The organism is Saccharothrix variisporea (assembly GCF_003634995.1).
Taxonomy (GTDB): Bacteria; Actinomycetota; Actinomycetes; order Mycobacteriales; family Pseudonocardiaceae; genus Actinosynnema; species Actinosynnema variisporeum.
Map to the genome: position 1 here is coordinate 6,848,766 of NZ_RBXR01000001.1, position 25,334 is coordinate 6,874,099.

Genomic DNA, 25,334 nt, shown 5'->3' on the forward strand with positions numbered 1-25,334 from the left:
CCGGTTGTCAGCGGTAGACCGCGCGAACCTCCGTCCGCTCAAGCGGTCCCGTCGGCTCGGTCGAGGTCAAAGCCGTCCCGTCGTCCTGCAAGGCCCACAGGTACTTCCGCGCCGAGCCGGGCCCGCACACCATCTGGAGGTCGTGGCCCCCCAGTTCCGGACGAGGCCCGCGGACAGCGGTGCAGACGTCGCCCGAGGCCAGTTCGACCCGCCACGGTCGGACCTCGCCCACGACCGCCGTCCGTTCCGGCAGCGGGGCGTCGAGCCCGACCACCACGACTTCCCCGGCGTGGACGCAGGCCACCACCGGCTTCGACGGGTGGGCCAGGCAGATGTCGTGGATCGTGTCGACGACGAAGCACCGGTACGCGTCCGGCCTGCCGATGGCGTAGGACTCCGACGCACACTCCCCGGTGGCCCTCGGCACGGCCTCGACGGTCCGCCACGGGTCGTAGACCTGCGGTTGTCCTGGTTCCGGCACCGGGACGGGCGCGCTGGTCGCCGGCGGACGCCTCGACGGGCCGACCCCGGCCCACACCGCGTCCCGCTCGGCCTCCCGGCCGAACGCCAGCGCGCGGTCCCCGCTCGTCGCGAGCGCGTCGATCGACCGCGCCCCGGCGACGCCGCCCGCGCGTGTCGGGATCCGCTGCCACGACGAGCCGTCCGCCGACGTCCAGGCCACCCCGACCGACCGGACCGGGTCGTAGGCGGTGCCGCCGGCGAGGAAACCGTCCCGCCAGTTCAGCACGGTGTGCACCGCCCGCCGGCGCGCCGGCACGACGCCGGGTTCGGGCAGCGTCCCCGGGTCCACCCGTGCCGGTCGCCACCGGCCGTCCCGCAGGTACCACGCCGTGGTCACCGCTTCGCCCTCGTCGGGCCGGGTGAACACGACAGCGGTCGACCTCGAACCGGCGACCAGCCGGATCCGCCCCTCCCCGAAACCGAGGTCGGTCCACCGCGCGCCGTCCGGCGAGGCGAGCAGCACCCGGCCGACGCCCACGAGGAAGCCGACGGGTGTCGCGGCCACCACGACCGGACCCTCCGCCCACCGGGCCTGGTCGACGACCCGCGCGGTGCCCCACGTGGTGCCGTCGCGCGAGTGCCACTGGAACAGGCCCGGGGTGTCGGCGTTCACGGCGACCACCAGCACGCCGCGCGGTCCTGCCGCCAGGCCGAACGACGGCCGCACGCCGTCCGTCGAACCGGTGCCCAGACCGAACGGCTGCCAGGCCACGCCATCGGTGGTGCGCCACACCACGACGTCGTGCGCGGTGGAGCCGAGGACGTACCCGGCGTCGCCGTACCCGGCCACTCCCCACACCTCCGTCAGGCCGGGCGGGGTCGACGGGCGCCACTCGACGCCGTCTGGCGAGGTGAAGACCACCGGGTGGTCGAGCGGGTACGGCCGCGCCCACACGACGCCCGTGTCCCAGCCCGTCACGTGGTCGTGGGTCGTCGGTCCTTCGGCGAGCGTGCCGACCTTGCTCCAGCTCCCCGGCACCGGCGGTGCCTCGACCGGCCCGGTCCCCGACGCCCCGGCGGGCAACACCGCGGCCAGTGCCAAGCCGAGTGCGAGCAGCCGGCTCAGCACGGCCCGCGGGCCGTCTTGTCGCGGTTCACGCACATCATCCGCGTCACCGCGGACAACGCCGTCGTCCGGAAGGGGCGGTCACCGTCGCCCACCACGAGCTCCCCGGTGTCCGCGCCCGAGGACCACCGGATCACCAAGCGCCACTCGACGTACCCCTCGGTGATCCCGGGCGTGATGACGAACTGCTCGGGTTCGACGTCGTTGACGCGGAACGGGAAGGTCGCCGACCCCGGCTGCGCCACCAGCACCGGTTGCGGCCGGTCGAGGTCGACCGCGAAGTAGCGGGGGTCGACGGCGCCGTCACAACCGGACGTCAGGAACATGCCCGGGGTGGCACCGCTCCGGCGTTCGACGCGAACGGTCGCGTCGTGCAGGACGACCGACCGGTTGGCCAAGCCCTGGAGCGTCAGGGTCAACTCGCCCCCGGGACCGAGCACCGAGTCGGCGTGTTCCCGGTCGAACGGGACCACCTGCTCGCCGTTGTCGGGGACCACCGAGCCGGAGTGGCAATCGAGCTTCGTGGTGTACGTGGCGACGGCCGCCAACGGGACCTCGCCGCTCGCCGGGCCGTCGTCGGTGGCGATCCACACGACCGCCGCCACGAGCAGCACCGCGACGACCGCCAAGGCGATCACGCCACGCCGGTCGTGGACCGTGCCGACCTCCACCCGGTCGACGGACCCGGCCTGCACCACGGTGTCCGCGCGACCACTGACTTCGTTTCGGGATTCGATGGACCCGATGCTCGTGATCTCCCGCCGGGCCGTCTACGCACAATTGCGGTCGCCGACGGTCGTCGCCCGTCTGCCCGCACCGTCCGTCACCGCGCCCCGGTCCGGACCCCGCGCCGGCCACCCGAAGAGTGACCGCGTCCTCCACCGTCCGTCACCGCGCACACCCGCCGCCCCCGAGCTGGTTGCCGCCGAAAACTCTTCCTTCAAGCGTGTGAAACGTGCCCGTAACACCAGCCCCCGGACAGTTCACCCGCGCGAAACCTGACACGTGACCGCGCGAAACAGGACCTACCGATGCTCCTCCGCAACCGACGTGCAGTGGAGGTCGACGTGGATACAGGGGACACCGCCTGGTTGCTCACCAGCTCCGCACTGGTGCTGCTGATGACCCCCGGACTTGCCTTCTTCTACGGGGGCATGGTCCGGTCCAAGAGTGTGCTCAACATGATGATGATGAGCCTGGGCGCGATCGGCGTGGTCGGTGTGCTCTGGGTGTTGGTCGGCTATTCCACCGCGTTCGGCACCGACGTCGGCGCCGGCCTGCTGGGCAAGCCGTTCGAGTTCTTCGGCCTGGACGGGCTGCTGGGCAAGGAGTCGCTGTTCGGGACCATCCCGACCACGGTCTTCGTCGCCTTCCAGGCCATGTTCGCGATCATCACCGTCGCCCTGATCTCGGGCGCGATCGCGGACCGCGCCCGGTTCGGCCCGTGGCTGCTGTTCGCGGGCCTGTGGTCGATCGTCGTGTACTTCCCGGTCGCGCACTGGGTGTTCGACTTCGACGGCAAGGACGCCGACGGCAACGTGATCGACCCCGGCGGCTGGATCGCCAACAAGCTCCTCGCGATCGACTTCGCGGGCGGCACGGCCGTCCACATCAACGCCGGTGCGGCCGGTCTGGCGCTGGCGATCGTGCTGGGCAAGCGCGTCGGCTGGCCCAAGGACCGCATGAAGCCGCACAGCCTGCCGCTGGTCGTGCTGGGCGCGGGTCTGCTGTGGTTCGGCTGGTTCGGGTTCAACGCCGGGTCCGCGGTCGCCGCGAACACCACCGCGGGCGTCACCTTCGTCAACACCCTGGTCGCCACGTCCGCCGCGATGCTGGCCTGGCTCGTGGTCGAGCGCGTCCGCGACGGCAACGCCACCACGCTGGGCGCGGCCTCGGGCATCGTCGCCGGTCTGGTCGCGATCACCCCGGCCTGTTCCAGCGTCACCCCGCTGGGCGCGATCGGCGTCGGCGCGATCACCGGTGCGCTGTGCGCCCTGGCGGTCAGCCTGAAGTACCGCTTCGGCTTCGACGACTCGCTCGACGTGGTCGGCGTGCACCTGGTGGGCGGCCTGTCCGGCACCATCCTGATCGGCTTCTTCGCCAGCTCCGCGGCCCCGGCGGGCGTCAACGGCCTCTTCTACGGTGGCGGTGTGGACCAGCTGTGGCGGCAGGCGGTGGGCGCGCTGGCGGTGCTCGCGTACTCCTTCGTCCTGAGCCTGGTGCTGGGCTACCTGGTGAAGCTGACCGTCGGGTTCCGCGCCGACCAGGAGTCCGAGGTCGGCGGCATCGACGAGGCCGAGCACGCGGAGACCGCGTACGAGTTCGGCAGCGGCCTCGGTTCCCGTGGCAACTCCAAGCCGAGTGTCGCCGCCGGCGCCACCGCGGTCCTCGAGGGGAGCAACAAGTCATGAAGCTGGTCACCGCCATCATCAAGCCGTTCACGCTGGACGACGTGAAGGCGTCGCTGGAGCAGCTGGGCGTGCTGGGCATGACCGTCAGCGAGGTCCAGGGCTACGGCCGGCAGAAGGGCCACACCGAGGTCTACCGGGGCGCCGAGTACGCCGTGGACTTCGTGCCCAAGCTGCGCGTCGAGGTGCTCATCGACGACGCCGCGGTGGACAAGGTGCTGGACGCGGTGGTCGAGGCCGCCCGCACCGGCAAGATCGGCGACGGGAAGGTCTGGGTGACGCCGGTCGACACGGTCATCCGGGTCCGGACCGGGGAGCGCGGCTCCGACGCGCTGTAGGAACGGGGGACGGCCGTAATGGACAACGCCGAGACGGCCGTCGTCACGGCTGACGACCTGGTGCGAGCGAGGGACCGCCTGCTCGCGCCAGGTCGGCGCCGTCTGACGGGGGAGTCGTTGCGCGAGGCGCTGGTGGACCTGCACGAGTTCTGGCTCACCGCGCACGCCTCGCAAGCGGGTGTCGGTGGACCGGGCAGCGGGCTGGCCCTGGTCGCCGTGGGGGGACTGGGCCGGCGGGAGCTGGTGCCCTACTCCGACCTGGACCTGCTCCTGGTGCACAACGGGCACAAGGGCGTGGACGAGGTCGCCGAGAAGCTCTGGTACCCGTTGTGGAACTCGGGGATCGGGCTGGACCACTCGGTGCGCACGGTCGGGGAGGCGCTCCGCGTCGCCGCCGGCGACCTGCGCACCGCGCTGGGGTTGCTGGACCTCCGGCACATCGCCGGGGACGCCGAGATCAGCGCCCGGCTCGCGGACAGCGCGCGCCAGGCGTGGCGGTCGGGCGTGCGGACCCGGCTGGACGAGATGGCCGAGTCGGCGCAACGGCGGTGGGCGCGCAGCGGCGAGATCGCGCACCGCGTGGAGCCGGACCTCAAGCACGGCCGGGGTGGGCTGCGGGACGTGACGCTGCTGGACGCGCTGTCGGCCGCGCAGCTGACCGACCGGCCGTCGGCCGAGGTGAACGAGGCCCGCAAGCTGCTGCTGGACGTGCGCACCGAGCTGCGCCGGGTGGCCCGCAAGCCCCGGGACGTGCTGCGCGCCCAGGACGGTGACGAGGTCGCCGCCGCGCTGGGCCTGGCGGACCGGTTCGCGCTGGCCCGGTCGATGTCGTCGGCGGCCCGCACGATCGTGTACGCGGTGGACGTGGCCATGCGGACCGCCCGCGCGGCCGTGCCGAAACGGGGCTTGGGCGTGTTCGCCCGCTCCCCGCTGCGCCGCCAGCCCGCGCGCCGCCCGCTGGACGAGGGCGTGGTGCTGCACGGCACCGAGGTCGCGTTGGCCCGGGACGCCATCCCGAGCCGCGACCCCGCGCTGCTGCTGCGCGTGGCCACCGCAGCCGCCCGCAGCAAGCACCCGATCGCGGCGGGCACGCTGGCCAAGCTCGCCGACTCCGCGCCGGAGCTGCGCCAGCCGTGGCCGCGCGAGGCCCGCGAGGAGCTGTTGGCCCTGCTGGGCAGCGGCACGGGCCTGATCGACGTGGTCGAGGCCCTGGACCGCACGGGCCTGTGGGGACGCCTGTTCCCCGAGTGGGGCGCGGTCCGCGACCTGCCACCGCGCGACGCCGCGCACGTGTGGACCGTGGACCGGCACCTGGTTCAAGCGACCGCGCACGCCGCACGCCTGGTGACGACGGTGTCGCGCCCGGACCTGCTGCTGCTGGGCGCGCTGCTGCACGACATCGGCAAGGGCCGCCAGCAGGACCACTCCGAGGTGGGCGCGGCCCTGACGACCCAGGTCGCCGAGCGGCTCGGCCTGTGGCCGCAGGACGTCGCCACCCTCACCGCCCTGGTCCGCCACCACCTGCTGCTGCCGCACACCGCGACCCGCCGGGACGTCGAGGACGAGGCCACCGTGCGCCGCGTCGTGGACACCCTCGGCGGCGACCCGGTGCTGCTGGAGCTGCTGTACGCGCTGGCCGAGGCCGACGCGATCGCGACCGGTCCGGGCGTGTGGTCGGACTGGAAGGCGTCGCTGGTCGGCGACCTGGTGGCGCGCTGCCGGGCGGCGATGGCCGGTGACCCGCTGCCCAAGCCGGAGCCGCTGGACCAGCGGCAGCAGGACCTGGCGGCGGCCGTGCTGGAGTCGGGCAAGCCGGACGTGCTGATCGACCCCGGCGACCACGCGGCCACCGTGACCGTGGTCGCGAAGGACCGTCCCGGCCTGCTGTCGCGGGCGGCGGGCGTGCTGGCGTTGAACTCGCTTGAGGTCCACTCGGCGGTCCTGGGCTCGCACAGTGTCGATCCTCTCGGGGTGGCCGCGGTGGACGTGTTCACCGTGTCCCCGCGGTTCGGGTCCCTGCCGGACGTGACGCTGCTGCGCGAGCAGCTGACTCGTGCGGTGGACGGCTCGCTGGCCCTGGCGGACAAGCTGGCCGCCAAGGAACGCGACTACGGCGGCCCGCCGCAGGACCCGCCGCCGCCGAAGGTGCTGTGGTTCGACGACGAGTCCACCGGCTCGGTCGTGCTGGAGCTGCGGGCGGCGGACCGGATCGGGCTGCTGCACCACGTGGCCGACGCGCTGGAGCAGTCCGGTGTGGACGTCGTGTGGGCGCGGGTGTCCACTTTGGGCTCCACGGTCGTGGACTCCTTCGCCATCACCGTGTCCGGCACGCTCGACGCGGCACAGCGCAAGAAGATCGAGAGGGCCGTCCTGGTAGCCGCCCGCTGAGGGAATGCGTAGGTCTACGCACAACCGATCGGGGGTGCTCACGCTGCCCCCGCCCCCTTCGTCCCGGCAGGCTTTGAGCCGTGACGCGGGGGGCCGCCGGGTACCAGGCGGTGAGGAGCGTCACCGGCGAAAGGCCCGGGGGCGGTCCGTTCGAGGGGTACAGACCGCCCCCGGGTCCGCCGGGAACTCGGGGGCGTCCGAAACGTCTCTTTAGTATGGAAGCGATGACCGTCGTCGCCGTGGCGCCACGATCCCTCGTCGTGCTGGCGGGACTCCCGGGCGCGGGCAAGACGACCATGCTCGCCGACGTCGACACCGGGGGCGCGGCGGCCGTTGTGCTGGACTCCGACCAGGTGCGCGGCTACCTGCGGACGGTGCTGCCCGCGTCCCTGCCCTACCGCTTCTACCGCCCGTTGGTGCACCTGGTGCACCGGCTGCGCATCCTGTGGTTCGCCCTCTTCACGTCCGGACTGCTCCTGGTCCACGAACCCTCCACCCGGCCCACCACGCGCGTCGGTCTGGTGGCGGTCGGCTTGGTGAGCGCCCGGCCGCGGCACTTCCTGTGGCTCGACGCGACCGCCGAACAGGCGTTGTCCGGGCAGGTCCGTCGGGGTCGGTTGATCCGCTCGCGGTCCTTCACCCGGCACGTCAGGCGGGCCGCCCGGCTGCGCCGGAGGTTCGCCGAGGGACACGCCCCGCGGGGCTGGCAGGCGATGACCCTGCTGTCCCGGGGTGACCGCCTGAGGCTGGCCGTGGCCTGAGACCGGCTACCCTGGCGGGTGGTCATTGGTCCGACGACGTGCGAGGTCTGACGGCATCGTGTTCAACACCCTTTCCGACCGGCTCACCTCGGTCCTGAACAACCTGCGCGGCAAGGGCCGGCTCTCCGAGGCCGACATCGACGCCACCGCGCGGGAGATCCGGGTGGCGTTGCTGGAGGCCGACGTCGCGCTGCCCGTCGTGCGGACCTTCATCGCCAAGGTCAAGGAGCGCGCCAAGGGCGCGGAGGTCTCCCAGGCGCTCAACCCGGCCCAGCAGGTCGTCAAGATCGTCAACGAGGAACTGATCGCGATCCTCGGCGGCGAGACCCGGCGGCTCAACCTGGCCAAGAACCCGCCCTCGGTGATCATGCTCGCGGGTCTCCAGGGCGCCGGTAAGACGACCCTGGCGGGCAAGCTCGCCAAGTGGCTGCGCGGCCAGGGGCACACGCCGATGCTGGTCGCCTGCGACCTCCAGCGGCCCAACGCGGTGACCCAGCTCCAGGTCGTGGGCGAGCGGGCCGGCGTGCCGGTGTTCGCGCCCGAGCCGGGCAACGGCGTGGGCGACCCGGTGGACGTGGCCCGGCGCGGCATCGAGGAGGCCAAGCGGGCGCAGCACGACATCGTGCTGGTCGACACCGCGGGCCGCCTCGGCGTGGACGAGGAGATGATGCGCCAGGCGATCGACATCCGCGCCGCCGTGCAGCCCGACGAGGTGCTGTTCGTGGTCGACGCGATGATCGGTCAGGACGCGGTGAACACCGCGACCGCGTTCCGCGACGGCGTCGGCTTCACCGGCGTGGTGCTGACCAAGCTCGACGGCGACGCCCGCGGTGGTGCCGCGCTGAGCGTCCGCGAGGTGACCGGCCAGCCGATCCTGTTCGCGTCCAACGGCGAGAAGCTGGAGGACTTCGACGTCTTCCACCCCGACCGGATGGCGTCGCGGATCCTGGGCATGGGCGACATGCTCACCCTCATCGAGCAGGCCGAGCAGGCCTTCGACGCGGAGCAGGCCGAGGCCGCCGCGATGAAGATGGGGTCCGGCCAGCTCACGCTGGAGGACTTCCTGGAGCAGATGCTCACCCTGCGCAAGATGGGCCCGATCGCGAACCTGCTGGGCATGCTGCCCGGCGCGGGCCAGATGAAGGACCAGCTCGCGAACCTGGACGAGAAGCACCTGGACCGCGTGCAGGCGATCATCCGCGGCATGACCCCGGCCGAGCGCGAAGACCCGAAGATCATCAACGCGTCCCGCCGGCTGCGCATCGCCAACGGCTCGGGCGTCCGGGTCAGCGACGTGAACGACCTGGTCAACCGGTTCTTCGAGGCCCGCAAGATGATGTCCCAGATGGCCGGCCGGTTCGGCCTGCCGGGCGCGCGGGGCCCGAAGGGCAAGGGCAAGAAGGGGAAGAAGGGCAAGAAGGGCCGCGGCCCGACGCCGCCGAAGATCCGCGGCGGCTTCCCCGGCATGCTCCCCGGCGGCATGCCGCCCGGGATGCCCCCCGGCATGGGCCAGCTCCCGCCCGGCCTCGACGGCGGCGGCCTCAACGACCTGCCGCCGGGCTTCGACCCGACGAAGTTCAAGTTCCCGAAGTGACCGGCCTGCACCTGCGCGGCGTCGTCCTGCCCGAGGGCGGCGAGCCGCGTGACCTGTGGGTGGTCAACGGCCGCGTGCGCACCCGTCCGGTGCCCGGCGCGAAGACCGTCGTGGACGGCGGCTACCTCGTGCCGGGCCTGGTCGACGCGCACTGCCACGTCGGCCTGGGTCCCGAAGGTGCCGTCGACCTGCCCGAGGCCGTGGACCAGGCCCTGCTGGACCGCTCGGCCGGGACCCTGCTGATCCGCGACTGCGGCTCGCCGCTGGACACCCGCCCGTTGCAGGAGCGCTTGGACCTGCCGCGGATCATCCGCGCGGGCCGGCACATCGCCCGGCCGAAGCGGTACATCAAGTACATCGGCGTCGAGCTGGAGGACGAACGCGACCTGCCCGCCGCCGTGGCCGAGCAGGCGGCCCAGGGCGACGGCTGGGTGAAGCTCATCGGCGACTGGATCGACCGCTCGACCGGCGACCTGGCCCCGCTGTGGTCCGACGACGTGCTGGCGGAGGCGATCAAGGTCGCCCACGAGGCCAAGGCGAGGGTGACGGCGCACGTGTTCGGCGGTGAGGCGCTGCCGGGCCTGCTGGCGGCCGGCATCGACTGCATCGAACACGGCACCGGCCTGGACGACGACACCATCTCCGCGATGGCCTCCTCCGGCACCGCGCTGGTGCCGACGTTGATCAACATCGAGAACTTCCCCGGCATCGCGGACTCGGGCGCGGCGAAGTTCCCGAAGTACGCGGCCCACATGCGCCACCTGTACGAGCGCAACAAGGCCACCATCGCGTCGGCGATCGAGGCCGGCGTGCCGGTGTACGCGGGGACGGACGCGGGCGGCGGCATCCGACACGGCCGGATCGTGGACGAGATCGCGGCACTGCACGCGGTGGGCATGAGCCGTGCGGACGCCTTGGCGTCGGCTTCTTGGGCCGCTCGCGAGTGGCTGGGCTTCCCGTCGTTGACGGAGGGCGCGGCGGCGGACGTGGTGGTCTACGACACCGATCCCCGGACCGACCTCGAAGCCTTGAGGCACCCGAAACTCGTGATGCTGCGCGGCCGCATCCACTGACGTACGGCCGTCAGGGTGATCTTGACACCCGCACAGTGAGCGTTCAGCCGGTGCCGCTACGTTCGGACGAGTGGAGGAACGGCAGGACACCGGGCGGGCGCATTGGGGTTTCCTCGCGCTGTTCGTCGGACTGGGCGGCTACTACCTGTCCTCCCTGGTCTTCACCGCCGTCACGGCCGACCGGTTCGCCGAAGTCGACATCACCGACCCGCCCGTGCTCGGACCCCTGCTCCTCCTGGTCTTCCTCCCCAACGTCCTCCTCGGTCTCGGCCCCGTCGTCGTCTCCCGCCTCCGTGGTCACGGTCCGGAGCGGGACTTCGGGCTCGTCCCCCGTTTGCGTGACATCAAGGTGGGCTTGGCCTGCGGTGGGTTGTCACTGCTCGCGGCCTGGGTACTCGGAGTCGTGCTGCTCCGCATCAACCGCGACACCGGGTCCTCGCTGGAGCAGATCGAGGCGTTGTCCGGTGGTCAGTCCGTCTGGCTGGCGTGCGCGGCGCTGTTCGTCTTCCTCGGTGCACCCCTGACGGAGGAACTCCTCACCAGAGGGGCGCTGTGGAGCGCGCTGGAGCACTACAAAGTCCCCAGGTACGCGATCCTCGGCCTCACCGCGCTGATCTTCGCGTTCCTGCACGAAGAGTCGTGGCGCACCATCAGCCTGTTCGCCCAGGGCCTCGCCATCGGGGCCGCCCGGATGATCACCGGTCGGGTCTCGGCGAGCGTCGTGGCGCACGCGGCCAACAACCTGCTCCCCGCCGTCTACCTGTACGTAGGCGCCTCCTAGCTAGGGTTATCGACTGTGAATCCTCCGGATGAACCCCCGACAGGGCTGATCGAGGGCGTGCGCGCCGTCCACCGCGAGCCGGTGCCCGAACGCACCGGCCAGCGCTGGGGTTTCGGCGCGTTCCTGCTGGTGGAAGCGGTGTTCGTGCTCTCGGCGGTGTTCATCACCGCGATCGCCGGCGTGTCGGGCACGGACATCGGCTCGTCGGTGGCGTTCATCCTGGTCGGCTCGATCGTGCCGACCGTCCTGGCCGCCGCCGTGGCCGTGGTCATCACCCGGGTGCGCGGCAACGGTCCGCTGGTGGACCTGCGGCTGGGGTGGAACTGGGCGGACGTGAAGGTCGGCCTCAAGCTCGGCGCGCTGGGCCTGGTGCTGACGTACCTGGCGGCGCTGGTCTGGTCGCGGGTCGTGGGCGACCAGAACGCCACCTCCGCGATCGGCGAACTGGTGGACGGCGCCGCGCTCCCGCTGGCCGCCGCCATCGCGATGTTCCTCTACGTGTGCTTCGTCGGGCCGATCTGCGAGGAGCTGATCTACCGCGGCCTGCTGTGGGGCGCGATCGAGCGGCAGGGCTGGAGCCAGTGGGCCGCGTTCGTGCTGACCACGCTGATCTTCGCGGCGAGCCACCTGGAGCCGTTGCGCACGTCCCTGCTGATCGTGATCGCCCTGCCGATCGGCATCGCCCGGCTGATCACCCGCCGGCTCACGGCGAGCGTCGTGGCGCACGTGGTCAACAACTTCCTGCCCGGCCTGACGCTGCTGCTGGTCTCCGTCGGGGTGATGCCCACGTGATCGACCTCAACTCTGACCTCGGCGAGGGCTTCGGCATCTGGACCCTCGGCGACGACGCCGCCCTGCTCGACGTCGTGACCAGCGCGAACGTGGCCTGCGGGTTCCACGCGGGCGACCCGTCCACGATGCGCCGGGTGTGCGCGGAGGCCGCCGCGCGCGGGGTCGCCGTGGGCGCGCAGGTGTCGTACCGGGACCTGGCCGGGTTCGGGCGGCGGTTCATCGACGCGGACCCGGGTGAGCTGGCCGACGAGGTGCTGTACCAGATCGGTGCTTTGGAGGCGTGCGCACGCGCGGCCGGCACGCGTGTGTCGTACGTCAAGCCGCACGGCGCCCTCTACAACGCGACCGTGGACCACGACGCCCAGGCTGCCGCCGTGGTCGCCGGTGTGAAGGCGTTCGGCGACCTGCCGGTGCTCGGGCTGCCCGGTTCGCGTCTTCTTCATCACGCCGAGCAAGCGGGACTGCGGCCCGTGCGGGAGGCCTTCGCGGACCGCGCCTACACCGCCGAGGGCACCCTGGTGTCGCGCAAGGCGCCCGGAGCCGTGCTGACCAGCACCGACGCCGTGCTCCAGCAGGTGCTGCGCCTTGCCGAAAAGGGTGAAATCGTCGCCGCAACGGGTGAAGTCGTGGCCGTCGAAGTGGACTCCCTGTGCCTGCACGGGGACACCCCAGGGGCCGTCGAACACGCCCGCGCGGTGCGGAAAGCGTTGACCGGATCGGGTGTCGAAGTGGCCCGATTCGTGGTCGAGTAGACCTGTCTGGCAGAATGGTTGGCTGTTCGCCGTGGTCGGTCCCTCTCACCGTGCCCTGGCGCCAAGACCTCTGGGTTTTCCCACCCGTGCCCCACTCGGGTGAGGAGCGCCCGCACGTGAGCAAGAGAGAGCCTGAGGAGTACCCACACCCGTGGCCGTCAAGATCAAGCTTCAGCGGCTTGGCAAGATCCGTCAGCCGTACTACCGGATCGTCGTCGCCGACGCGCGCACCCGCCGCAACGGCAAGGCCATCGAGACGATCGGCAAGTACCACCCGAAGGAGGAGCCCTCGTTCATCGAGGTCGACTCCGACCGGGCGCAGTACTGGCTGGGCGTCGGCGCGCTGCCCACCGAGCCCGTCCAGCGCCTGCTGGAGATCACCGGTGACTGGCAGAAGTTCAAGGGCCTGCCGGGCGCCGAGGGCACGCTGAAGGTCAAGGAGGCCAAGACCTCCAAGGCCGACCTGTTCGCCGCCGCGCTCGCCGCGGCCGGTGACGCGCCGACGACCGAGGCCACCACGCCGAAGAAGAAGGCAGCCAAGAAGTCCGATGAGGCCGAGGCTCCCAAGGACGAGGCGTGAGCTTGTTGGCTGACGCCCTCGAACACCTCGTTCGGGGCATCGTCGACCACCCGGACGACGTCCGGGTGAACCTGGTCACGACCCGGCGCGGTCGCACGCTCGAGGTCCACGTCCACCCGGACGACCTCGGCAAGGTGATCGGCCGCTCCGGCCGCACCGCGACCGCCCTGCGCACCGTGATGGCCGGTATCGGTGGTCGTGGCGTGCGCGTCGACGTGGTCGACACCGACCGCTGAGCACGCGCATGGACGTCGTCGTCGGCCGCGTGGCCAAGGCGCACGGGATCCACGGTGAACTCGCCGTGGACGTGCGCACCGACTCGCCGGACGAGCGGTTCGCCGCCGGTTCGGCCCTGGTCGGCAAGCTGCGCGACGGCACGCGCCGCACCCTCACCGTCGCAGCCGCCCGGAACCACTCCGGGCGGCTGCTGGTGCGTTTCGAGGAAGTCCTGACCAGGGACGTCGCCGAGACGCTGCGCGGCACGCTGCTGTTCGTCAGCACCGACGACCTGCCGCCCACCGACGACCCGGACGAGTTCTACGACCACGAGCTGGAAGGCCTGCGGGCCGAACTGCTCGACGGCACCGTCGTGGGCACCGTCCTGGAGGTCGTGCACGGTCCGGCCGGCGAGCTGCTGGTCCTCAAGCGGGACAGCGGCGAGGCGCTGGTCCCGTTCGTGAAGCAGATCGTGCCCACGGTGGACGTGCCCGGTGGGCGCGTCGTGCTCGACCCGCCCGAAGGCCTGCTCGATGCGGATTGACGTCGTCACGATCTTCCCGGAGTACCTCGACCCGCTGCGCGCCGCACTGCTCGGCAAGGCCATCGACAAGGGCCTGATCAGCGTCGATGTGCACGACCTGCGCAAGTGGACGCACGACGTGCACAAGGCGGTCGACGACAGCCCTTACGGCGGCGGTCCGGGCATGGTCATGAAGCCCCAGGTCTGGGGCGACGCGCTGGACGAGGTGTGCGCGGGGGAGCCGACCCCACGTCTGATCGTCCCCACGCCCGCGGGGCGTCCTTTCACACAAGCCCTGGCGCATGAATACGCCGCCGAAGAGCGTTTGGTGTTCGCGTGCGGCCGTTATGAGGGCATCGACCAGCGTGTGGTGGACGACGCGTCCCGCCGCATGCGCGTGGACGAGGTGTCCATCGGCGACTACGTGCTGGTCGGCGGCGAAGTCGCCGTGCTGGTGATCGTGGAGGCCGTGGTGCGGCTGCTGCCCGGCGTGCTGGGCAACCCCGCGTCCGCCGCGCAGGACTCCTTCTCCGACGGCCTGCTGGAAGGCCCCTCCTACACCCGGCCCGAGGTGTGGCGGGACCTGGCCGTGCCCGACGTGCTGCGCTCGGGCAACCACAAGGCGATCGACCGCTGGCGGCGCGACCAGGCGCTGCGCCGCACGTGGGAACGCCGCCCCGACCTGCTGGCCGCCCTCCCCGAGGGCGCGCTGGACAAGCACGACCGCAAGCTGCTGGACGAGCTGGGCTGAGAGCCCCGATTTCGTGGGGACCAGCCCCGTCTGGCACACTGGACAGGTTGCTGCACCCGGGTCGACCGGTGTGCGCTTTGAGCCCGCCCCCATGCACGTGTGCGAGTTGAGATGGCACGCGCCTCTGGGGAAGTGAATGAAACGTAGAGGACGGACCATGAACACCCTGGACGCTCTTGACGCCCAGTCGCTGCGCTCCGACATCCCGAGCTTCCGGCCGGGCGACACGCTGAAGGTCCACGTCCGCGTCATCGAGGGCAACCGCGAGCGCGTCCAGGTGTTCCAGGGCGTCGTGATCCGCCGCCAGGGCGGTGGCATCCGCGAGACCTTCACCGTGCGCAAGGTTTCCTTCGGCGTAGGCGTCGAGCGCACCTTCCCGGTGCACTCCCCGAACATCGCGGAGATCGAGGTCGCCTCCCGCGGCGACGTGCGTCGCGCGAAGCTGTACTACCTCCGCGACCTGCGCGGCAAGGCCGCCAAGATCAAGGAGAAGCGGGACGCCAAGCCGGCCTCCTGACGCCGGATTCACGCGTTACCGATAGCCTGCCCCACGTGGCAGAACCCGTGCACCGCGCCGCAGGCGAAGACGGACAGGACGAACCCGACGCCGAGCCCACCCCGGGCTCGGCGTCGGGCGGTGAACCCCAGGAGGACAAGCCCGGGAAGAAGAAGCCCCCGCTGTGGCGGGAGCTCCTCGTCCTGGCGGCGACAGCCCTGGTGCTCACGTTCCTGATCCAGACCTTCCTGGCCCGGGTGTACGTCATCCCGTCGGCGTCGATGGAGAAGACGCTGCACGGCTGCACCTCCCCGTGCTTCGGCGACCGCGTCCTGGTCGACAAGCTCGTCTACGACTTCGGCGAGATCGAACCGGGCGAGGTCGTGGTGTTCCGCGGCCCCGAGGCGTGGGGCCAGAACGACTTCCAGTCGCCCCGCTCGGAGAACCCGGTCGTGCGCGGCTTCCAGGGCCTGATGTCCCTGGTCGGACTCGCGCCGCCGGACGAGCGCGACTTCGTCAAGCGCGTGATCGCCGTGGGCGGCCAGACCGTGGAGTGCTGCGACGACCAGCACCGCCTGAAGGTCGACGGCAAGCCGCTGGACGAGCCGTACATCTACTGGCAGCCCGGCACCGGTCCCGAGGACCACGAGCCGTTCGCGCCGGTCAAGGTGCCCGAGGGCACCCTCTGGGTGATGGGCGACAACCGCACCAACTCCACCGACTCGCGGCGCCAGGGCGGCGGCGGGGTCAACGGCGTGGTGCCCGAGGAGAACGTGATCGGCAAGGCGCGCGTGATCGTGCTGCCGCCGTCGCGCTGGCAGGGCATCAGCGACCACAACCCGCAGGCCGTGGCGCTCGGCGCGCCCGCGTGGCAGCAGGGCGTCCCGCTGGGCATGGGCCTGCTCGGGGCGTTCCCGCTGGTGTTGTTCGGCAAGCGGCTGCGGCGCCGGTTGACCAGGCCCACACAGGGCTGATGGGTACGCTGGGAGGGTGGTAGACGTCGCACCTTCCCAGGGCTCTTCCGACGAGGACTCGTCCCGTGCCTCCGACGAGGAGAAGATCGAGGCGTGGCGTCAGCGCTCACGCAAGAAGGCCAAGAAGAAGGGGTCCTTCTGGCGTGAGCTGCCGGTCCTGGTCGTGGTGGCGGTCGGGCTCGCGTTCCTGATCCAGACGTTCCTCGCGCGGGTCTACATGATCCCGTCGGAGTCGATGGAGCAGACCCTGCACGGCTGCACCTCGCCGTGCTTCGGCGACCGGGTGCTGGTGGACAAGGTCACCTACAACTTCACCGACCCTGCACCGGGCGACGTCGTGGTCTTCCACGGGCCGGACGCGTGGATCAACCAGGACTTCGCGCCCGCCGAGCCGGACAACCCGGTGGTCGGGTTCTTCCAGGGCCTGGGTTCGCTGGTCGGGGTGCCGACGGCGAACAAGGAGGACTTCGTCAAGCGGGTCATCGCGGTCGGCGGGCAGAAGGTGTCGTGCTGCGACAACCAGAACCGGGTCATGGTCGACGGCAAGCCGCTGGACGAGCCGTACCTGTACTGGGAGCCGGGGCGCGGGACGTCGCAGGACTCGTTCGCCGAGGTCACGATCCCGGACGGGTACCTGTTCGTGCTCGGCGACAACCGCAACGACTCGTGCGACTCGCGGTGCCAGGCGCGGGACAAGGGCCCGCAGGCTGGGCTGGTGCCGGTGGACAACGTGGTGGGCAAGGCGCGGGTGATCGTGCTGCCGCCGTCGCGCTGGCAGGGGGTGGGCGACCACAACCCGCAGGCCGTGGCGTTGGGCGCGCCGGGTTGGCAGGATGCCGTGCCGCTGGGCGTGGGACTGGTGGGTGCGTGGCCGTTGCTGCTGGTCAGCCGCCGGGTGCGGGCGCGGTTCCGGCTCTTCCGGGAGCGCCGTTCCGGGCTGGGATAAGGTCGGGTGGTGATCCGCAAGCCGCCTCGCGCGCAGGTACGGCAGACCGCGGGCATCTGGGCGTTCCAGGCCGCGTTGGACCGGCGCGGCCTCGGCCCGGTGGCCGGGGTGGACGAGGCCGGGCGCGGTGCGTGCGCCGGGCCGCTGGTGATCGCCTCCTGCGTGCTCAAGCCCGGTGACGCGGCCCGGTTCGAGGGCCTGACCGACTCGAAGCTGCTCACCGCCGCCGCGCGCGACCGCATGTACGACCTGGTGCTCAAGCGCGCCGTCGACTACGCGGTGATCGTGGTGCCGGCGGCCGAGGTGGACCTGATCGGAGTGCACGTGGCCAACATCGAGGGGATGCGGCGGGCCGTGGCGCAGCTGTCCGCGCACCCCGGGTACGTGCTGACCGACGGGTTCGGGGTGCCGGGCCTGACCGCGCCGAACATGCCGGTCGTCAAGGGCGACCGGGTGGCGGCGTGCGTGGCGGCGGCGTCCGTGCTGGCCAAGGTCACGCGGGACCGCATCATGACCTCGCTGCACGCCGAACTCCCGGTCTACGGGTTCGACGTGCACAAGGGCTACAGCACCCCCGAGCACCAGGCCGCGCTGCTGGAACACGGGCCGAGCGCGGAGCACCGCTGGTCGTATGCGAACGTGGCCTCGGCGGGGGCTCGACACGGCCTGACCGCGCCGCACCGGGTGGCGCGCGACGTGCTTTCCGCCGCCGTGGTCCAGAATGGAACATCGCCGCAGACCAGCGGTGGCAGGCTCGCGACGAGGAGGGGCGCGGACTCGATGAGCACGACCCGCGCGGAGGCGCAATGAGTGCAGAGGATCTCGAGAAGTACGAGACCGAGATGGAGTTGTCGCTGTACAAGGAGTACCGCGACATCGTCAGCCAGTTCTCGTTCGTCGTGGAGACCGAGCGGCGGTTCTACCTGGCCAACTCGGTGGACGTGCAGGTCCGCAACGCGGACGGCGAGGTCTACTTCGAGGTGCGGATGTCCGACGCCTGGGTGTGGGACATGTACCGGCCCGCCCGGTTCGTGAAGAACGTCCGGGTGATCACGTTCAAGGACGTCAACGTCGAAGAGCTCGACAAGCCCGACCTGCGCCTGCCCGAGGACGGTCCGTTCAACTCCTGACCGCCGCCCGCGCTCCGGAAGGGGGCCACCCGCCACGGGTGGCCCCCTTCGGCGTTCTCCAGGCCTCTCGCCGGCCGCTCGGCCGAGTTGTCCACAGGCCCGAAGTTGTCCACAATCCCGGATTTGCCGCCGGCACACCCCACTCCACTCCGCCACAGTCGAGGCACGAGCACTCGACTCCCCGGAGGCGGAAATGGACACCCAGGAACTGGGCCGGCGCGGCGAAGACCTGGCGTGCCGGTACCTCGAAGAGCACCAACGTCTGGTCATCCTCGCCCGCAATTGGAGGTGCAAAGCCGGCGAACTGGACGTGGTGGCGACCGATCGCGAACAACTGGTCGTCTGCGAAGTCAAATGCCGTTCGGGAACCGACCACGACCACCCCCTGGAAGCCGTCACCCCGGAGAAACTGGGCCGGATCGGCGACTTGGCGCGGCGGTGGCTGCGCGGACACGGCCTGGGCTGGATGCGCATCCGGTTCGACCTGATCGGCATCCACTGGCCGCCCTCGGGTCCGGTCCGGCTGCACCACGTGCGAGGAGCCTGAGATGGCACTCGCACGGGCGTGGTGCGTCGCCCTCTTCGGGGTGGACGGCGTACCGGTGGAGATCGAGGCCGACGTGGGCGCGGGCGCCGTGCTCACCAAGCTGGTCGGCCTACCCGACGCGGCCCTCCAGGAGTCCAAGGACCGCGTACGAGCGGCCGTCCGCAACACCGGACACGAGTGGCCCACCCAACGCGTGACGCTGGGCCTTTCCCCGGCATCCCTGCCCAAGGTGGGTTCCAGCTACGACCTGGCCCTGGCGTGCGTGGTCCTGGCCGCCTCGCAGGCCGTGCCCCCAGAGCGCCTGGAGGGCACTGTGCTCTTGGGCGAACTGGCCCTGGACGGCCGAGTCCGCTCAGTACGCGGCATCCTCCCGGCCCTCCTGGCCGCCCGCAGGGCCGGCCTGCCCCGCGCGGTGGTCCCCACGGCATCCCTGCGCGAAGCAGCCCTCGTGGACGGCTTGGACCTGCACGGTGCCGACTCACTGGGCGATGTCGTGGAATGGCTGTCCGGCAACGAGAGCGCCCTCCACCGCCCGCCACCCTTCACACCCGCACCCCCGACACCCGGCCCCGACCTGGCCGACGTGGTCGGCCAACCCGAGGCGAGGTGGGCCCTGGAGGTCGCCGCCGCCGGCGGCCACCACGTCCTGCTCACCGGTCCGCCCGGCACCGGCAAGACCATGCTGGCCGAACGCCTGGTGAGCCTCCTGCCACCCCTGACCCCGGACGACGCGCTGGGCGTCACGGCGGTCCACTCCATCGCCGGCCTGCTCACCCCCGAAACCCCTCTGGTCTCCACACCACCTTTCGTGTCCCTCCACCCCTCGACCTCGACCGTGGCTCTCGTCGGTGGCGGATCCGGTCTGGCGAAACCGGGTGCGGTGAGTCGCGCCCACAAGGGAGTCCTGTTCATCGACGAAGCTTCGGAATTCGGCCAGACGAAGCTGGATTCGTTGCGCACGATCCTCGAAGAAGGAGAAGTCCGCCTCGCCAGACGGGACGGCATAGCCCGATACCCGGCCCGCTTCCAACTGGTCCTCGCCACGAATCCCTGCCCTTGTGCACCCGCGAAGGACATTGATTGCACTTGCCATCCCGCGGTCAAACGCCGATATCAGGCCAAGTTGTCCGGACCACTCCTGGATCGCGTGGATCTCCGAGTCCTCATGCGCTCGCTCACCGTGATGATGGACGCCGGCCTCCCCGACCCGGAATCCACCGAGACGGTCCGAAAACGCGTGGCGAACGCCCGAGCCCGAGCTCACGCCCGCTGGTCCCGCCACGGCTGGCACACGAACGCCGAGGTCCCGGGCCCGATCCTGCGCCGCGAGTACCGCCTGCCCAGGCAGACGACATCCCTGCTGGACCGGGCGCTGTCGAGGGGCGCCCTGACCGGCCGAGGGGCGGACCGCTGCCTGCGCGTCGCCTGGACCCTGGCCGACCTCGCCGAAACCGACCTGCCCACCGAGGACCACGTGGCAGCGGCCCTCGAATTCCGCGAACGGAGAACCCCGTGACCCACCCCCACGCCTGGCGCATCCGCCAGGTGACCCCACAACCCCACGCACACCCACCCCCTCCCGACACGGCACGAGAGGGCCCCTACGCGGGCCGCCCGACCCTGCGCCGCCTCCAGGACAAGTCCGCCGGCCGGACGTGGACCCTCGGCTGGCCAGGCACCCGAATCCGCCTACCGATCCAACGCCAAGCCCACCCACGAGAGGACCGCCCGTCATGACCACCCATTGCACCCAACCCACCTGCAACCAACCGGGCTGCCCCCACCACCCCTGCTCCCACCATCCCCACTACTGCGCCCCCAACCACCCCCACCCAGCTCCCGCGAACGACCCAGTTGCTCAGCACACCTCCACCTCCACCGGCGACGGACGCGGTTGTCCTCACGCATGCCGCAACTACCGATGTCGAGCCGAGGGCAGGTGCAGGTCCTCGTGCCCGGCGACCGACGACCGCACCTCCACCTGCCCATGTCATGCCGCCGGAGGTGGTGGCGCCCTTTCGCCCCAGGCCTCCGGTGAGGAGTGCGCGCCGCCGACCCCCGGCCGCGATGGCGAGTGCTGGTCCTGGGGTCTTGCCGGTCATGGCGGTGGTCATGGCGGTGGGCGTGGCCGTGGTCGGTGGCCGGGTTCTGGCGGCGGTGTCCGCGGCGGTGGCGGCGGTGGCGGTGGTGGCGGCGGCGGTGTCTGCGGCGGCGGCGGTGCCGGTGGCGGTGTCTGCGGCGGCGGTGCCGGTGGCGGCGGTGGCGGTGCCGGTGGTGGCGGTGGTGGCGGCGGTGGTGGCGGTGGTGGCGTCGGGTGGGGCGGCGGTGGGGTTGGTCGAGGTGGGGGTGGGGTGGTGGGTCGTGGGTTGCGATGAGCTTCGGCTGGCTCGGGCCTACCTGTCCCGGGTCGCCGAGCCGCCGGCGCCCGCGCTCGCCCGGTTCGTCGCCGAAGTCGGCCCGGTCGACGCGGCTCGGCGGGTGCGGAAGGGGGACGTCCCCGAATCCGTCGCCAACCAGACCTCCGCCCGCCGCGACGACTACCGCGCCGAAGAGGACCTCGCGGAGATCGACCGTCTCGGTGGTCGGCTGGTCGTGCCCGAGGACGACGAGTGGCCGGAGTGGCCGTTCAACGCCCTCACCGTCGCCGCCGCCCACGGGCTGCGGTGCGGGCTGGCGCCGCTCGCGGTCTGGGTGCGGGGCACGGGCGACCTCGCCGCGTTGGCCGAGCGGTCGGTCGCCGTGGTCGGGAGTCGGGCGGCCACGGGGTACGGGCAGCACGTCGCCGCCGAGTTCGGGTTCGGCCTGGCCGAGGCCGGGGTGACGGTCGTGTCCGGTGCCGCGTACGGCATCGACGGCGCGGCTCACCGGGGTGCGCTGGCCGCGGGCGGTCCGACGATCGCCGTGCTGGCGTGCGGGGTGGACATCGCCTATCCGGCCGGTCACCAGCGGCTGTTGGAGCGCATCCCGCACCACGGCCTGGTGGTGAGCGAGTACCCGCCCGGCTGCCGGCCCGCCCGGTACCGGTTCATCACCCGGAACCGGCTCATCGCGGCCCTCGGCGAGGGCACGGTCGTGGTGGAGGCCGGGCGGCGAAGCGGGGCGAAGAACACCGCCGCCTCGACAGCGGCGTTGGGGCGGGTGTTGATGGCGGTGCCGGGGCCGGTCACGTCCTCGACGTCGTCCGGGTGCCACGACCTGCTGCGCTCGGGCGAGGCGCAGCCGGTGAGCAGTGTGGCGGAGATCATCGAGTCGACCGGGCGGCTCGGGGTCGACCTCGTCGAGGCCACGCGGAACACCGAAGTCGGACTTCCACAGGGCGAGGCGCTGCGGGTGTACGAGGCGCTGGACCTGCGGACGGGCGCGAGCGCGGAGGCCATCTCGATCGAGTCGGGGGTCGAGCTGTCCCGGGTGCGCGCGCTGCTGCCCGAACTCGAGCTGATCGACCTGGCGCAGCGGGTGGACGCGGGCTGGAAGCGTTCCCAGGAAGGGGTCGCGCGTGGCGATACTTGACCAAGTGCGCCCGAGGGCGCAGCGTCAGGGGCTATGTCCCCGCCGCCGCACGCTCGGACACCCCGCGTCGACCTGGTCGGCCTGCGCCGTGAGCTGCCCGAGGACGTGGCGGCCGTGGTGGACCGCTACGAGCACCACCTGGCGATGGAACGCGCGCTGTCGCCGCACACGGTCCGCGCTTACCTGGCGGACGTGGTCGCCTTGCTGGTCCACCTCGCTTCCGGCACGCCCGGCGACGCCGCGGTGGAGGCGGTCGACCTGGCCGGACTCCGCTCCTGGTTAGCCGCTCAGCACGCCGCCGGCGCCAGCCGCACCTCGCTGGCCCGGCGCGCGGCCTCCGCCCGCGCGTTCACGGCGTGGGCGACCCGCGCCGGCCTGCTGCCGGACGACCCGGGACCGCGGCTGGCCGCGCCCAGACCGCACCGGACGCTGCCCGCCGTGCTCCGTCCGGAGCAGGCGAAGGCGGTGATGACAGCAGCGGAAGTCAGCGCGGAACAGGGCGATCCGGTTGCGCTGCGTGACCAAGCCGTGGTGGAGTTGCTGTACGCCACAGGTGTTCGGGTCGCCGAGCTGTGCGGCCTCGACCTCGACGACATCGACTACTCCCAAAGGGTGATCCGGGTTCTGGGCAAGGGCAGGCGCGAACGCACCGTCCCGTTCGGCGTACCGGCTGAACGGGCCGTACGGCGCTGGGTGGAACAGGGCCGATCAGCGCTGGTCAGCGACCGTTCACACCGGGCGCTGTTCCTCGGCGCGCGCGGCGGCAGGCTCGACCCGCGTACCGCCAGGAGGGTTGTTCACGATGTAGTGGGTGCGGTACCGGAGTCCGCCGACACCGGACCGCACGGTCTGCGGCACTCCGCGGCCACGCACCTGTTGGAAGGGGGAGCGGACCTGCGTACCGTCCAAGAGCTTCTCGGTCACGCTACGCTCGCAACGACTCAGCTCTACACACACGTCACCGTCGACCGGTTGAAGGCGATCCATGACCGAACCCACCCCCGCTCCTGACGTCGCAGGGGGAGGTTCGCGGACCGCAACCGTGACCTCTCCCACCGCCGCGCACGTCGGGACCTCGTCGGAGGCGCCCTCCTCGGCCGCGCCCGCGCCGACCGGGACGAACGGTCACCACGGAACCTCCGACGAGCCCCGCCGCAACGGCCACGCCCGCGCCCGCGCTGTGCACGCCCAAGCCGCCGAAGCCCCGGCTGCCCACGCTCCAGCTGCGCACACTCCGGCTGCCCACGCTTCAACTGCCCAGAAGACCTCCGCCGCCGCCGACCTTCCGACGACTCACCGCGCCAACGCGCACAACCCCACCGCGGATCGCGCCGCCACTACCCAGCGCACCGCCGCCGACCGCACCGCCGAGTCCGTTGCCGGCCGCCAGGCTGCGGACAGCGTTGCCGCCGGTCGGGTGGTGGAGGAGCGCGGTGGGGAGTGGGGTGGTGGTGTGGGTGTCGACGGGGACGGGGTGTTCGGGGACGGCTCGGCTGCTGTCGCCCACGACCTGCCGGGTGCTGATCCGATGGCTGACGACGTTCCGGTGATCCCACCGTCCGCACGGCCCGCTCACCCGGCCTCCGAGTCGCGCACCGCCGACGACGTCGAAGCCGGGATCATAGCCCTCTGGCACACCTACGGCGAGTCCCACGAGCAGGCTCTGCGCGACCGCCTGGTCCTCCACTACGCGCCGCTGGTCAAGTACGTCGCCGGTCGGGTCGGCACCGGGCTGCCCGCGCACGTGGACGTCGCCGACCTCATCCAGTCCGGGATCTTCGGTCTGGTCGACGCCATCGAGAAGTTCGAACCCGAACGCGGCCTGAAGTTCGAGACCTACGCGATGCAGCGCATCCGGGGTGCGATCCTCGACGACCTGCGCTCCCAGGACTGGGTGCCGAGATCCGTGCGCAGCCGGGCCAGGGACGTCGAACGCGCCCTGGAACGGCTCGGTGCCCGCCTCCAGCGCACGCCCACCGACGCGAGCTCGCCGCCGAGCTCAAGATCGGGCTCGCCGAGCTGCGCGAGCTGTACGCCCAGCTCCAGCTCACCAGTGTCGTGGCCCTCGACGAGCTCATCGCCGCCGGTCGCGCCGCCGGAGGGGCCGGTGGGGCGTCGTTGGCCGAGTCGTTGCCCGACGAGGGCGCCGAGGACCCGATCGCGACGCTGGTCGACCAGGACAGCCGCCGCCAGCTCGCCGACGCGATCGCCCAGCTCGCCGAACGGGACCGGGTCGTGGTCACGCTCTACTACTTCGAGAACCTGACGCTCGCCGAGATCGGCAAGGTGCTGGGCGTGACCGAGTCGCGGGTCTGCCAGCTGCACACCCGGGCCGTCCTGCGGCTGCGCACGAAGCTCAACGAACAACTCGACTCCTGAACCCGTCGGCGCTGCCCCCGGGCGGACCTGTGGGGAGCAGGCGCACCCGGCCGGCGGCCAGCAGCGCCAGCGGGTCCAGGTAGGTGCGGCCGGCCTTGGTGGTCGTCCGGTGGGCGCCCCAGTGCAGGCACGGTGTGGCGCAGCCGTCGTGGCCCGGTTCGAGGGTGGCGATCGGGGTGCCTCGCGTCACGCGTTGGCCTGGTTCGACGGTGGGTGTCACCGGTTCGTAGGTCGTGCGGATCCCACCTTCGTGGGACAGCGCGACCACCTGGCGCTCGCCCACCGGGCCGGCGAACACGACGGTGGCGTCGGCCGCCGCCATGACCCGTGTCCCGGCCGCCGCGCCGAGGTCCACGCCGCGGTGACCCGGGCCGTAGGGGGTGGTGGGGGCTTGGAAGGTTCTCAGCACCACTTGCGGCGGGGGCAGCGGCCAGGTGTAGCGGGGTGGGCGCGCGGTTGCCGGGGTGGTCAGCGTGCAGGTCAGGAGGGTCGCCAGGGCCGCAGCCGGCAGAGTGGCCCGGGTCGGGTGTGTGGTGGTCATGTGTTCGACGGTCCTCACCTGGGCGGATGGGCGCCAGGGGGTGATCGCGAACTGTGGACAACTCCGGGGCTGTGGACAACTCGGGGGCGGTTCGGGGTTCCCCTCGCGGCGGCGTACACTCGTTGCGCGGCCCGTGTGAGCGCGGGACGACTTCGCGTGCCATTGCAGATCCGATCCACCTCCCGTGGTCGAGTCACGGCGTCCGGCGGTCCTGAGGTGAAACTCCGGTTCGGGCGGCGGCAGGGGCACCAGGGCGGCGGTCCGAC

At 71.8% G+C, this 25,334-nt stretch carries 26 protein-coding genes and 1 pseudogene; 23 read left to right on the plus strand and 4 right to left on the minus strand.

All coding sequences use genetic code 11. The features are described 5' to 3' along the window. Positions 1-7: 7 nt before the first annotated feature. Positions 8-1,624 (minus strand): beta propeller repeat protein, encoded by a 1,617-nt coding sequence (locus tag DFJ66_RS31185; protein ID WP_147459409.1) that lies wholly within the window; start codon positions 1,622-1,624, stop codon positions 8-10. Continuing rightward, a complete protein-coding gene (locus DFJ66_RS31190; RefSeq protein WP_147459410.1) occupies positions 1,585-2,283 on the minus strand; it encodes a hypothetical protein in 699 nt (232 codons plus the stop codon). Before DFJ66_RS31190 ends, DFJ66_RS31185 begins: the two co-directional genes overlap by 40 nt. 372 nt (positions 2,284-2,655) lie before the next feature. Here DFJ66_RS31190 and DFJ66_RS31195 point away from each other — a divergent pair, with 372 nt between their 5' ends. From DFJ66_RS31195 to DFJ66_RS31305, 22 genes are all read left to right on the plus strand, one after another. Next, on the plus strand, positions 2,656-3,999 hold the full coding sequence (locus tag DFJ66_RS31195; RefSeq protein ID WP_121231990.1) for an ammonium transporter: 1,344 nt from the start codon (positions 2,656-2,658) through the stop codon (positions 3,997-3,999). Continuing rightward, positions 3,996-4,334: a P-II family nitrogen regulator gene (locus DFJ66_RS31200; RefSeq protein WP_121226466.1), complete on the plus strand. Its 339-nt coding sequence runs from the start codon at positions 3,996-3,998 to the stop codon at positions 4,332-4,334. Before DFJ66_RS31195 ends, DFJ66_RS31200 begins: the two co-directional genes overlap by 4 nt. Positions 4,335-4,352: 18 nt before the next feature. After that, positions 4,353-6,722, plus strand: coding sequence for a [protein-PII] uridylyltransferase (locus tag DFJ66_RS31205; RefSeq protein ID WP_121226469.1), 2,370 nt, complete (start codon positions 4,353-4,355; stop codon positions 6,720-6,722). A gap of 224 nt (positions 6,723-6,946) precedes the next feature. Next, positions 6,947-7,483 (plus strand): ATP-binding protein, encoded by a 537-nt coding sequence (locus tag DFJ66_RS31210; protein ID WP_246029971.1) that lies wholly within the window; start codon positions 6,947-6,949, stop codon positions 7,481-7,483. Between the two features lie 58 nt (positions 7,484-7,541). Then, the gene (gene ffh / locus DFJ66_RS31215) at positions 7,542-9,077 is read left to right on the plus strand and encodes a signal recognition particle protein (protein WP_121226473.1); all 1,536 of its coding nucleotides are present in this window, start codon (positions 7,542-7,544) and stop codon (positions 9,075-9,077) included. Next, positions 9,074-10,150: an amidohydrolase family protein gene (locus tag DFJ66_RS31220; RefSeq protein ID WP_211351383.1), complete on the plus strand. Its 1,077-nt coding sequence runs from the start codon at positions 9,074-9,076 to the stop codon at positions 10,148-10,150. The genes ffh and DFJ66_RS31220 overlap by 4 nt, the downstream gene beginning before the upstream one ends. A gap of 70 nt (positions 10,151-10,220) precedes the next feature. Beyond that, positions 10,221-10,931, plus strand: a complete 711-nt coding sequence (locus DFJ66_RS31225; RefSeq protein ID WP_121226475.1) for a CPBP family intramembrane glutamic endopeptidase — start codon at positions 10,221-10,223, stop codon at positions 10,929-10,931. Positions 10,932-10,946: 15 nt separating this feature from the next. After that, positions 10,947-11,723, plus strand: a complete 777-nt coding sequence (locus DFJ66_RS31230; RefSeq protein WP_121226477.1) for a CPBP family intramembrane glutamic endopeptidase — start codon at positions 10,947-10,949, stop codon at positions 11,721-11,723. Beyond that, positions 11,720-12,475 (plus strand): LamB/YcsF family protein, encoded by a 756-nt coding sequence (locus tag DFJ66_RS31235; protein ID WP_121226479.1) that lies wholly within the window; start codon positions 11,720-11,722, stop codon positions 12,473-12,475. Before DFJ66_RS31230 ends, DFJ66_RS31235 begins: the two co-directional genes overlap by 4 nt. A 151-nt stretch (positions 12,476-12,626) precedes the next feature. Beyond that, on the plus strand, positions 12,627-13,055 hold the full coding sequence (rpsP, locus tag DFJ66_RS31240) for a 30S ribosomal protein S16 (RefSeq protein WP_121226481.1): 429 nt from the start codon (positions 12,627-12,629) through the stop codon (positions 13,053-13,055). Next, positions 13,052-13,291: an RNA-binding protein gene (locus tag DFJ66_RS31245; RefSeq protein WP_015104447.1), complete on the plus strand. Its 240-nt coding sequence runs from the start codon at positions 13,052-13,054 to the stop codon at positions 13,289-13,291. The genes rpsP and DFJ66_RS31245 overlap by 4 nt, the downstream gene beginning before the upstream one ends. Before the next feature lie 8 nt (positions 13,292-13,299). Further along, positions 13,300-13,815, plus strand: a complete 516-nt coding sequence (gene rimM / locus DFJ66_RS31250; protein WP_121226483.1) for a ribosome maturation factor RimM — start codon at positions 13,300-13,302, stop codon at positions 13,813-13,815. Next, complete coding sequence (trmD, locus tag DFJ66_RS31255; RefSeq protein ID WP_121231994.1) at positions 13,805-14,545, plus strand: tRNA (guanosine(37)-N1)-methyltransferase TrmD; 741 nt, start codon at positions 13,805-13,807, stop codon at positions 14,543-14,545. The genes rimM and trmD overlap by 11 nt, the downstream gene beginning before the upstream one ends. 157 nt (positions 14,546-14,702) lie before the next feature. Beyond that, positions 14,703-15,062, plus strand: coding sequence for a 50S ribosomal protein L19 (gene rplS / locus DFJ66_RS31260; protein ID WP_121226485.1), 360 nt, complete (start codon positions 14,703-14,705; stop codon positions 15,060-15,062). Between the two features lie 35 nt (positions 15,063-15,097). After that, entirely contained in the window at positions 15,098-16,015 is a 918-nt protein-coding gene (gene lepB, locus DFJ66_RS31265) for a signal peptidase I (protein WP_121226487.1), read from the plus strand. Between the two features lie 16 nt (positions 16,016-16,031). Next, positions 16,032-16,961: a signal peptidase I gene (lepB, locus tag DFJ66_RS31270; protein WP_121226489.1), complete on the plus strand. Its 930-nt coding sequence runs from the start codon at positions 16,032-16,034 to the stop codon at positions 16,959-16,961. A 9-nt stretch (positions 16,962-16,970) separates the two neighbouring features. Next, the gene (locus tag DFJ66_RS31275; protein ID WP_121231996.1) at positions 16,971-17,771 is read left to right on the plus strand and encodes a ribonuclease HII; all 801 of its coding nucleotides are present in this window, start codon (positions 16,971-16,973) and stop codon (positions 17,769-17,771) included. Next, positions 17,768-18,091, plus strand: a complete 324-nt coding sequence (locus DFJ66_RS31280; RefSeq protein WP_015104440.1) for a DUF2469 domain-containing protein — start codon at positions 17,768-17,770, stop codon at positions 18,089-18,091. The genes DFJ66_RS31275 and DFJ66_RS31280 overlap by 4 nt, the downstream gene beginning before the upstream one ends. A 193-nt stretch (positions 18,092-18,284) precedes the next feature. Continuing rightward, positions 18,285-18,638: a YraN family protein gene (locus tag DFJ66_RS31285; RefSeq protein ID WP_121226491.1), complete on the plus strand. Its 354-nt coding sequence runs from the start codon at positions 18,285-18,287 to the stop codon at positions 18,636-18,638. Between the two features lies 1 nt (position 18,639). Continuing rightward, positions 18,640-20,154: a YifB family Mg chelatase-like AAA ATPase gene (locus DFJ66_RS31290; protein WP_121226494.1), complete on the plus strand. Its 1,515-nt coding sequence runs from the start codon at positions 18,640-18,642 to the stop codon at positions 20,152-20,154. 584 nt (positions 20,155-20,738) lie between these two features. Further along, a complete protein-coding gene (gene dprA, locus DFJ66_RS31300) occupies positions 20,739-22,148 on the plus strand; it encodes a DNA-processing protein DprA (RefSeq protein ID WP_281276654.1) in 1,410 nt (469 codons plus the stop codon). A 33-nt stretch (positions 22,149-22,181) separates the two neighbouring features. After that, on the plus strand, positions 22,182-23,159 hold the full coding sequence (locus tag DFJ66_RS31305) for a tyrosine recombinase XerC (protein WP_121226496.1): 978 nt from the start codon (positions 22,182-22,184) through the stop codon (positions 23,157-23,159). A gap of 238 nt (positions 23,160-23,397) precedes the next feature. Here the strand turns inward: DFJ66_RS31305 and DFJ66_RS44570 are convergent, their stop codons facing one another. After that, positions 23,398-23,892 carry a hypothetical protein gene (locus DFJ66_RS44570; protein ID WP_246030313.1) on the minus strand — a complete coding sequence of 165 codons (495 nt, stop codon included), beginning with the start codon at positions 23,890-23,892 and terminating at the stop codon, positions 23,398-23,400. Here DFJ66_RS44570 and DFJ66_RS31310 point away from each other — a divergent pair. Continuing rightward, positions 23,845-24,527 (plus strand): annotated as a pseudogene (locus DFJ66_RS31310) (sigma-70 family RNA polymerase sigma factor). The gene DFJ66_RS44570 and the pseudogene DFJ66_RS31310 overlap by 48 nt on opposite strands. Here DFJ66_RS31310 and DFJ66_RS31315 read toward each other — a convergent pair. Continuing rightward, a complete protein-coding gene (locus DFJ66_RS31315) occupies positions 24,505-25,068 on the minus strand; it encodes a M23 family metallopeptidase (protein WP_121226498.1) in 564 nt (187 codons plus the stop codon). The pseudogene DFJ66_RS31310 and the gene DFJ66_RS31315 overlap by 23 nt on opposite strands. Between the last annotated feature and the right edge of the window lie 266 nt (positions 25,069-25,334).

What these genes read in the sequence shown, in the direction of transcription:
- DFJ66_RS31200 (WP_121226466.1), top strand. Translation starts at nt 3,996, where the DNA reads ATGAAGCTGGTCACCGCCATCATCAAGCCGTTCACGCTGGACGACGTG.
- DFJ66_RS31205 (WP_121226469.1), top strand. Translation starts at nt 4,353, where the DNA reads ATGGACAACGCCGAGACGGCCGTCGTCACGGCTGACGACCTGGTGCGA.
- DFJ66_RS31210 (WP_246029971.1), top strand. Translation starts at nt 6,947, where the DNA reads ATGACCGTCGTCGCCGTGGCGCCACGATCCCTCGTCGTGCTGGCGGGA.
- rimM (WP_121226483.1), top strand. Translation starts at nt 13,300, where the DNA reads ATGGACGTCGTCGTCGGCCGCGTGGCCAAGGCGCACGGGATCCACGGT.
- trmD (WP_121231994.1), top strand. Translation starts at nt 13,805, where the DNA reads ATGCGGATTGACGTCGTCACGATCTTCCCGGAGTACCTCGACCCGCTG.
- rplS (WP_121226485.1), top strand. Translation starts at nt 14,703, where the DNA reads ATGAACACCCTGGACGCTCTTGACGCCCAGTCGCTGCGCTCCGACATC.
- DFJ66_RS31280 (WP_015104440.1), top strand. Translation starts at nt 17,768, where the DNA reads ATGAGTGCAGAGGATCTCGAGAAGTACGAGACCGAGATGGAGTTGTCG.
- DFJ66_RS31285 (WP_121226491.1), top strand. Translation starts at nt 18,285, where the DNA reads ATGGACACCCAGGAACTGGGCCGGCGCGGCGAAGACCTGGCGTGCCGG.
- DFJ66_RS31290 (WP_121226494.1), top strand. Translation starts at nt 18,640, where the DNA reads ATGGCACTCGCACGGGCGTGGTGCGTCGCCCTCTTCGGGGTGGACGGC.
- dprA (WP_281276654.1), top strand. Translation starts at nt 20,739, where the DNA reads ATGGCGGTGGTCATGGCGGTGGGCGTGGCCGTGGTCGGTGGCCGGGTT.
- DFJ66_RS31305 (WP_121226496.1), top strand. Translation starts at nt 22,182, where the DNA reads ATGTCCCCGCCGCCGCACGCTCGGACACCCCGCGTCGACCTGGTCGGC.
- DFJ66_RS31315 (WP_121226498.1), bottom strand. Translation starts at nt 25,068, where the DNA reads ATGACCACCACACACCCGACCCGGGCCACTCTGCCGGCTGCGGCCCTG.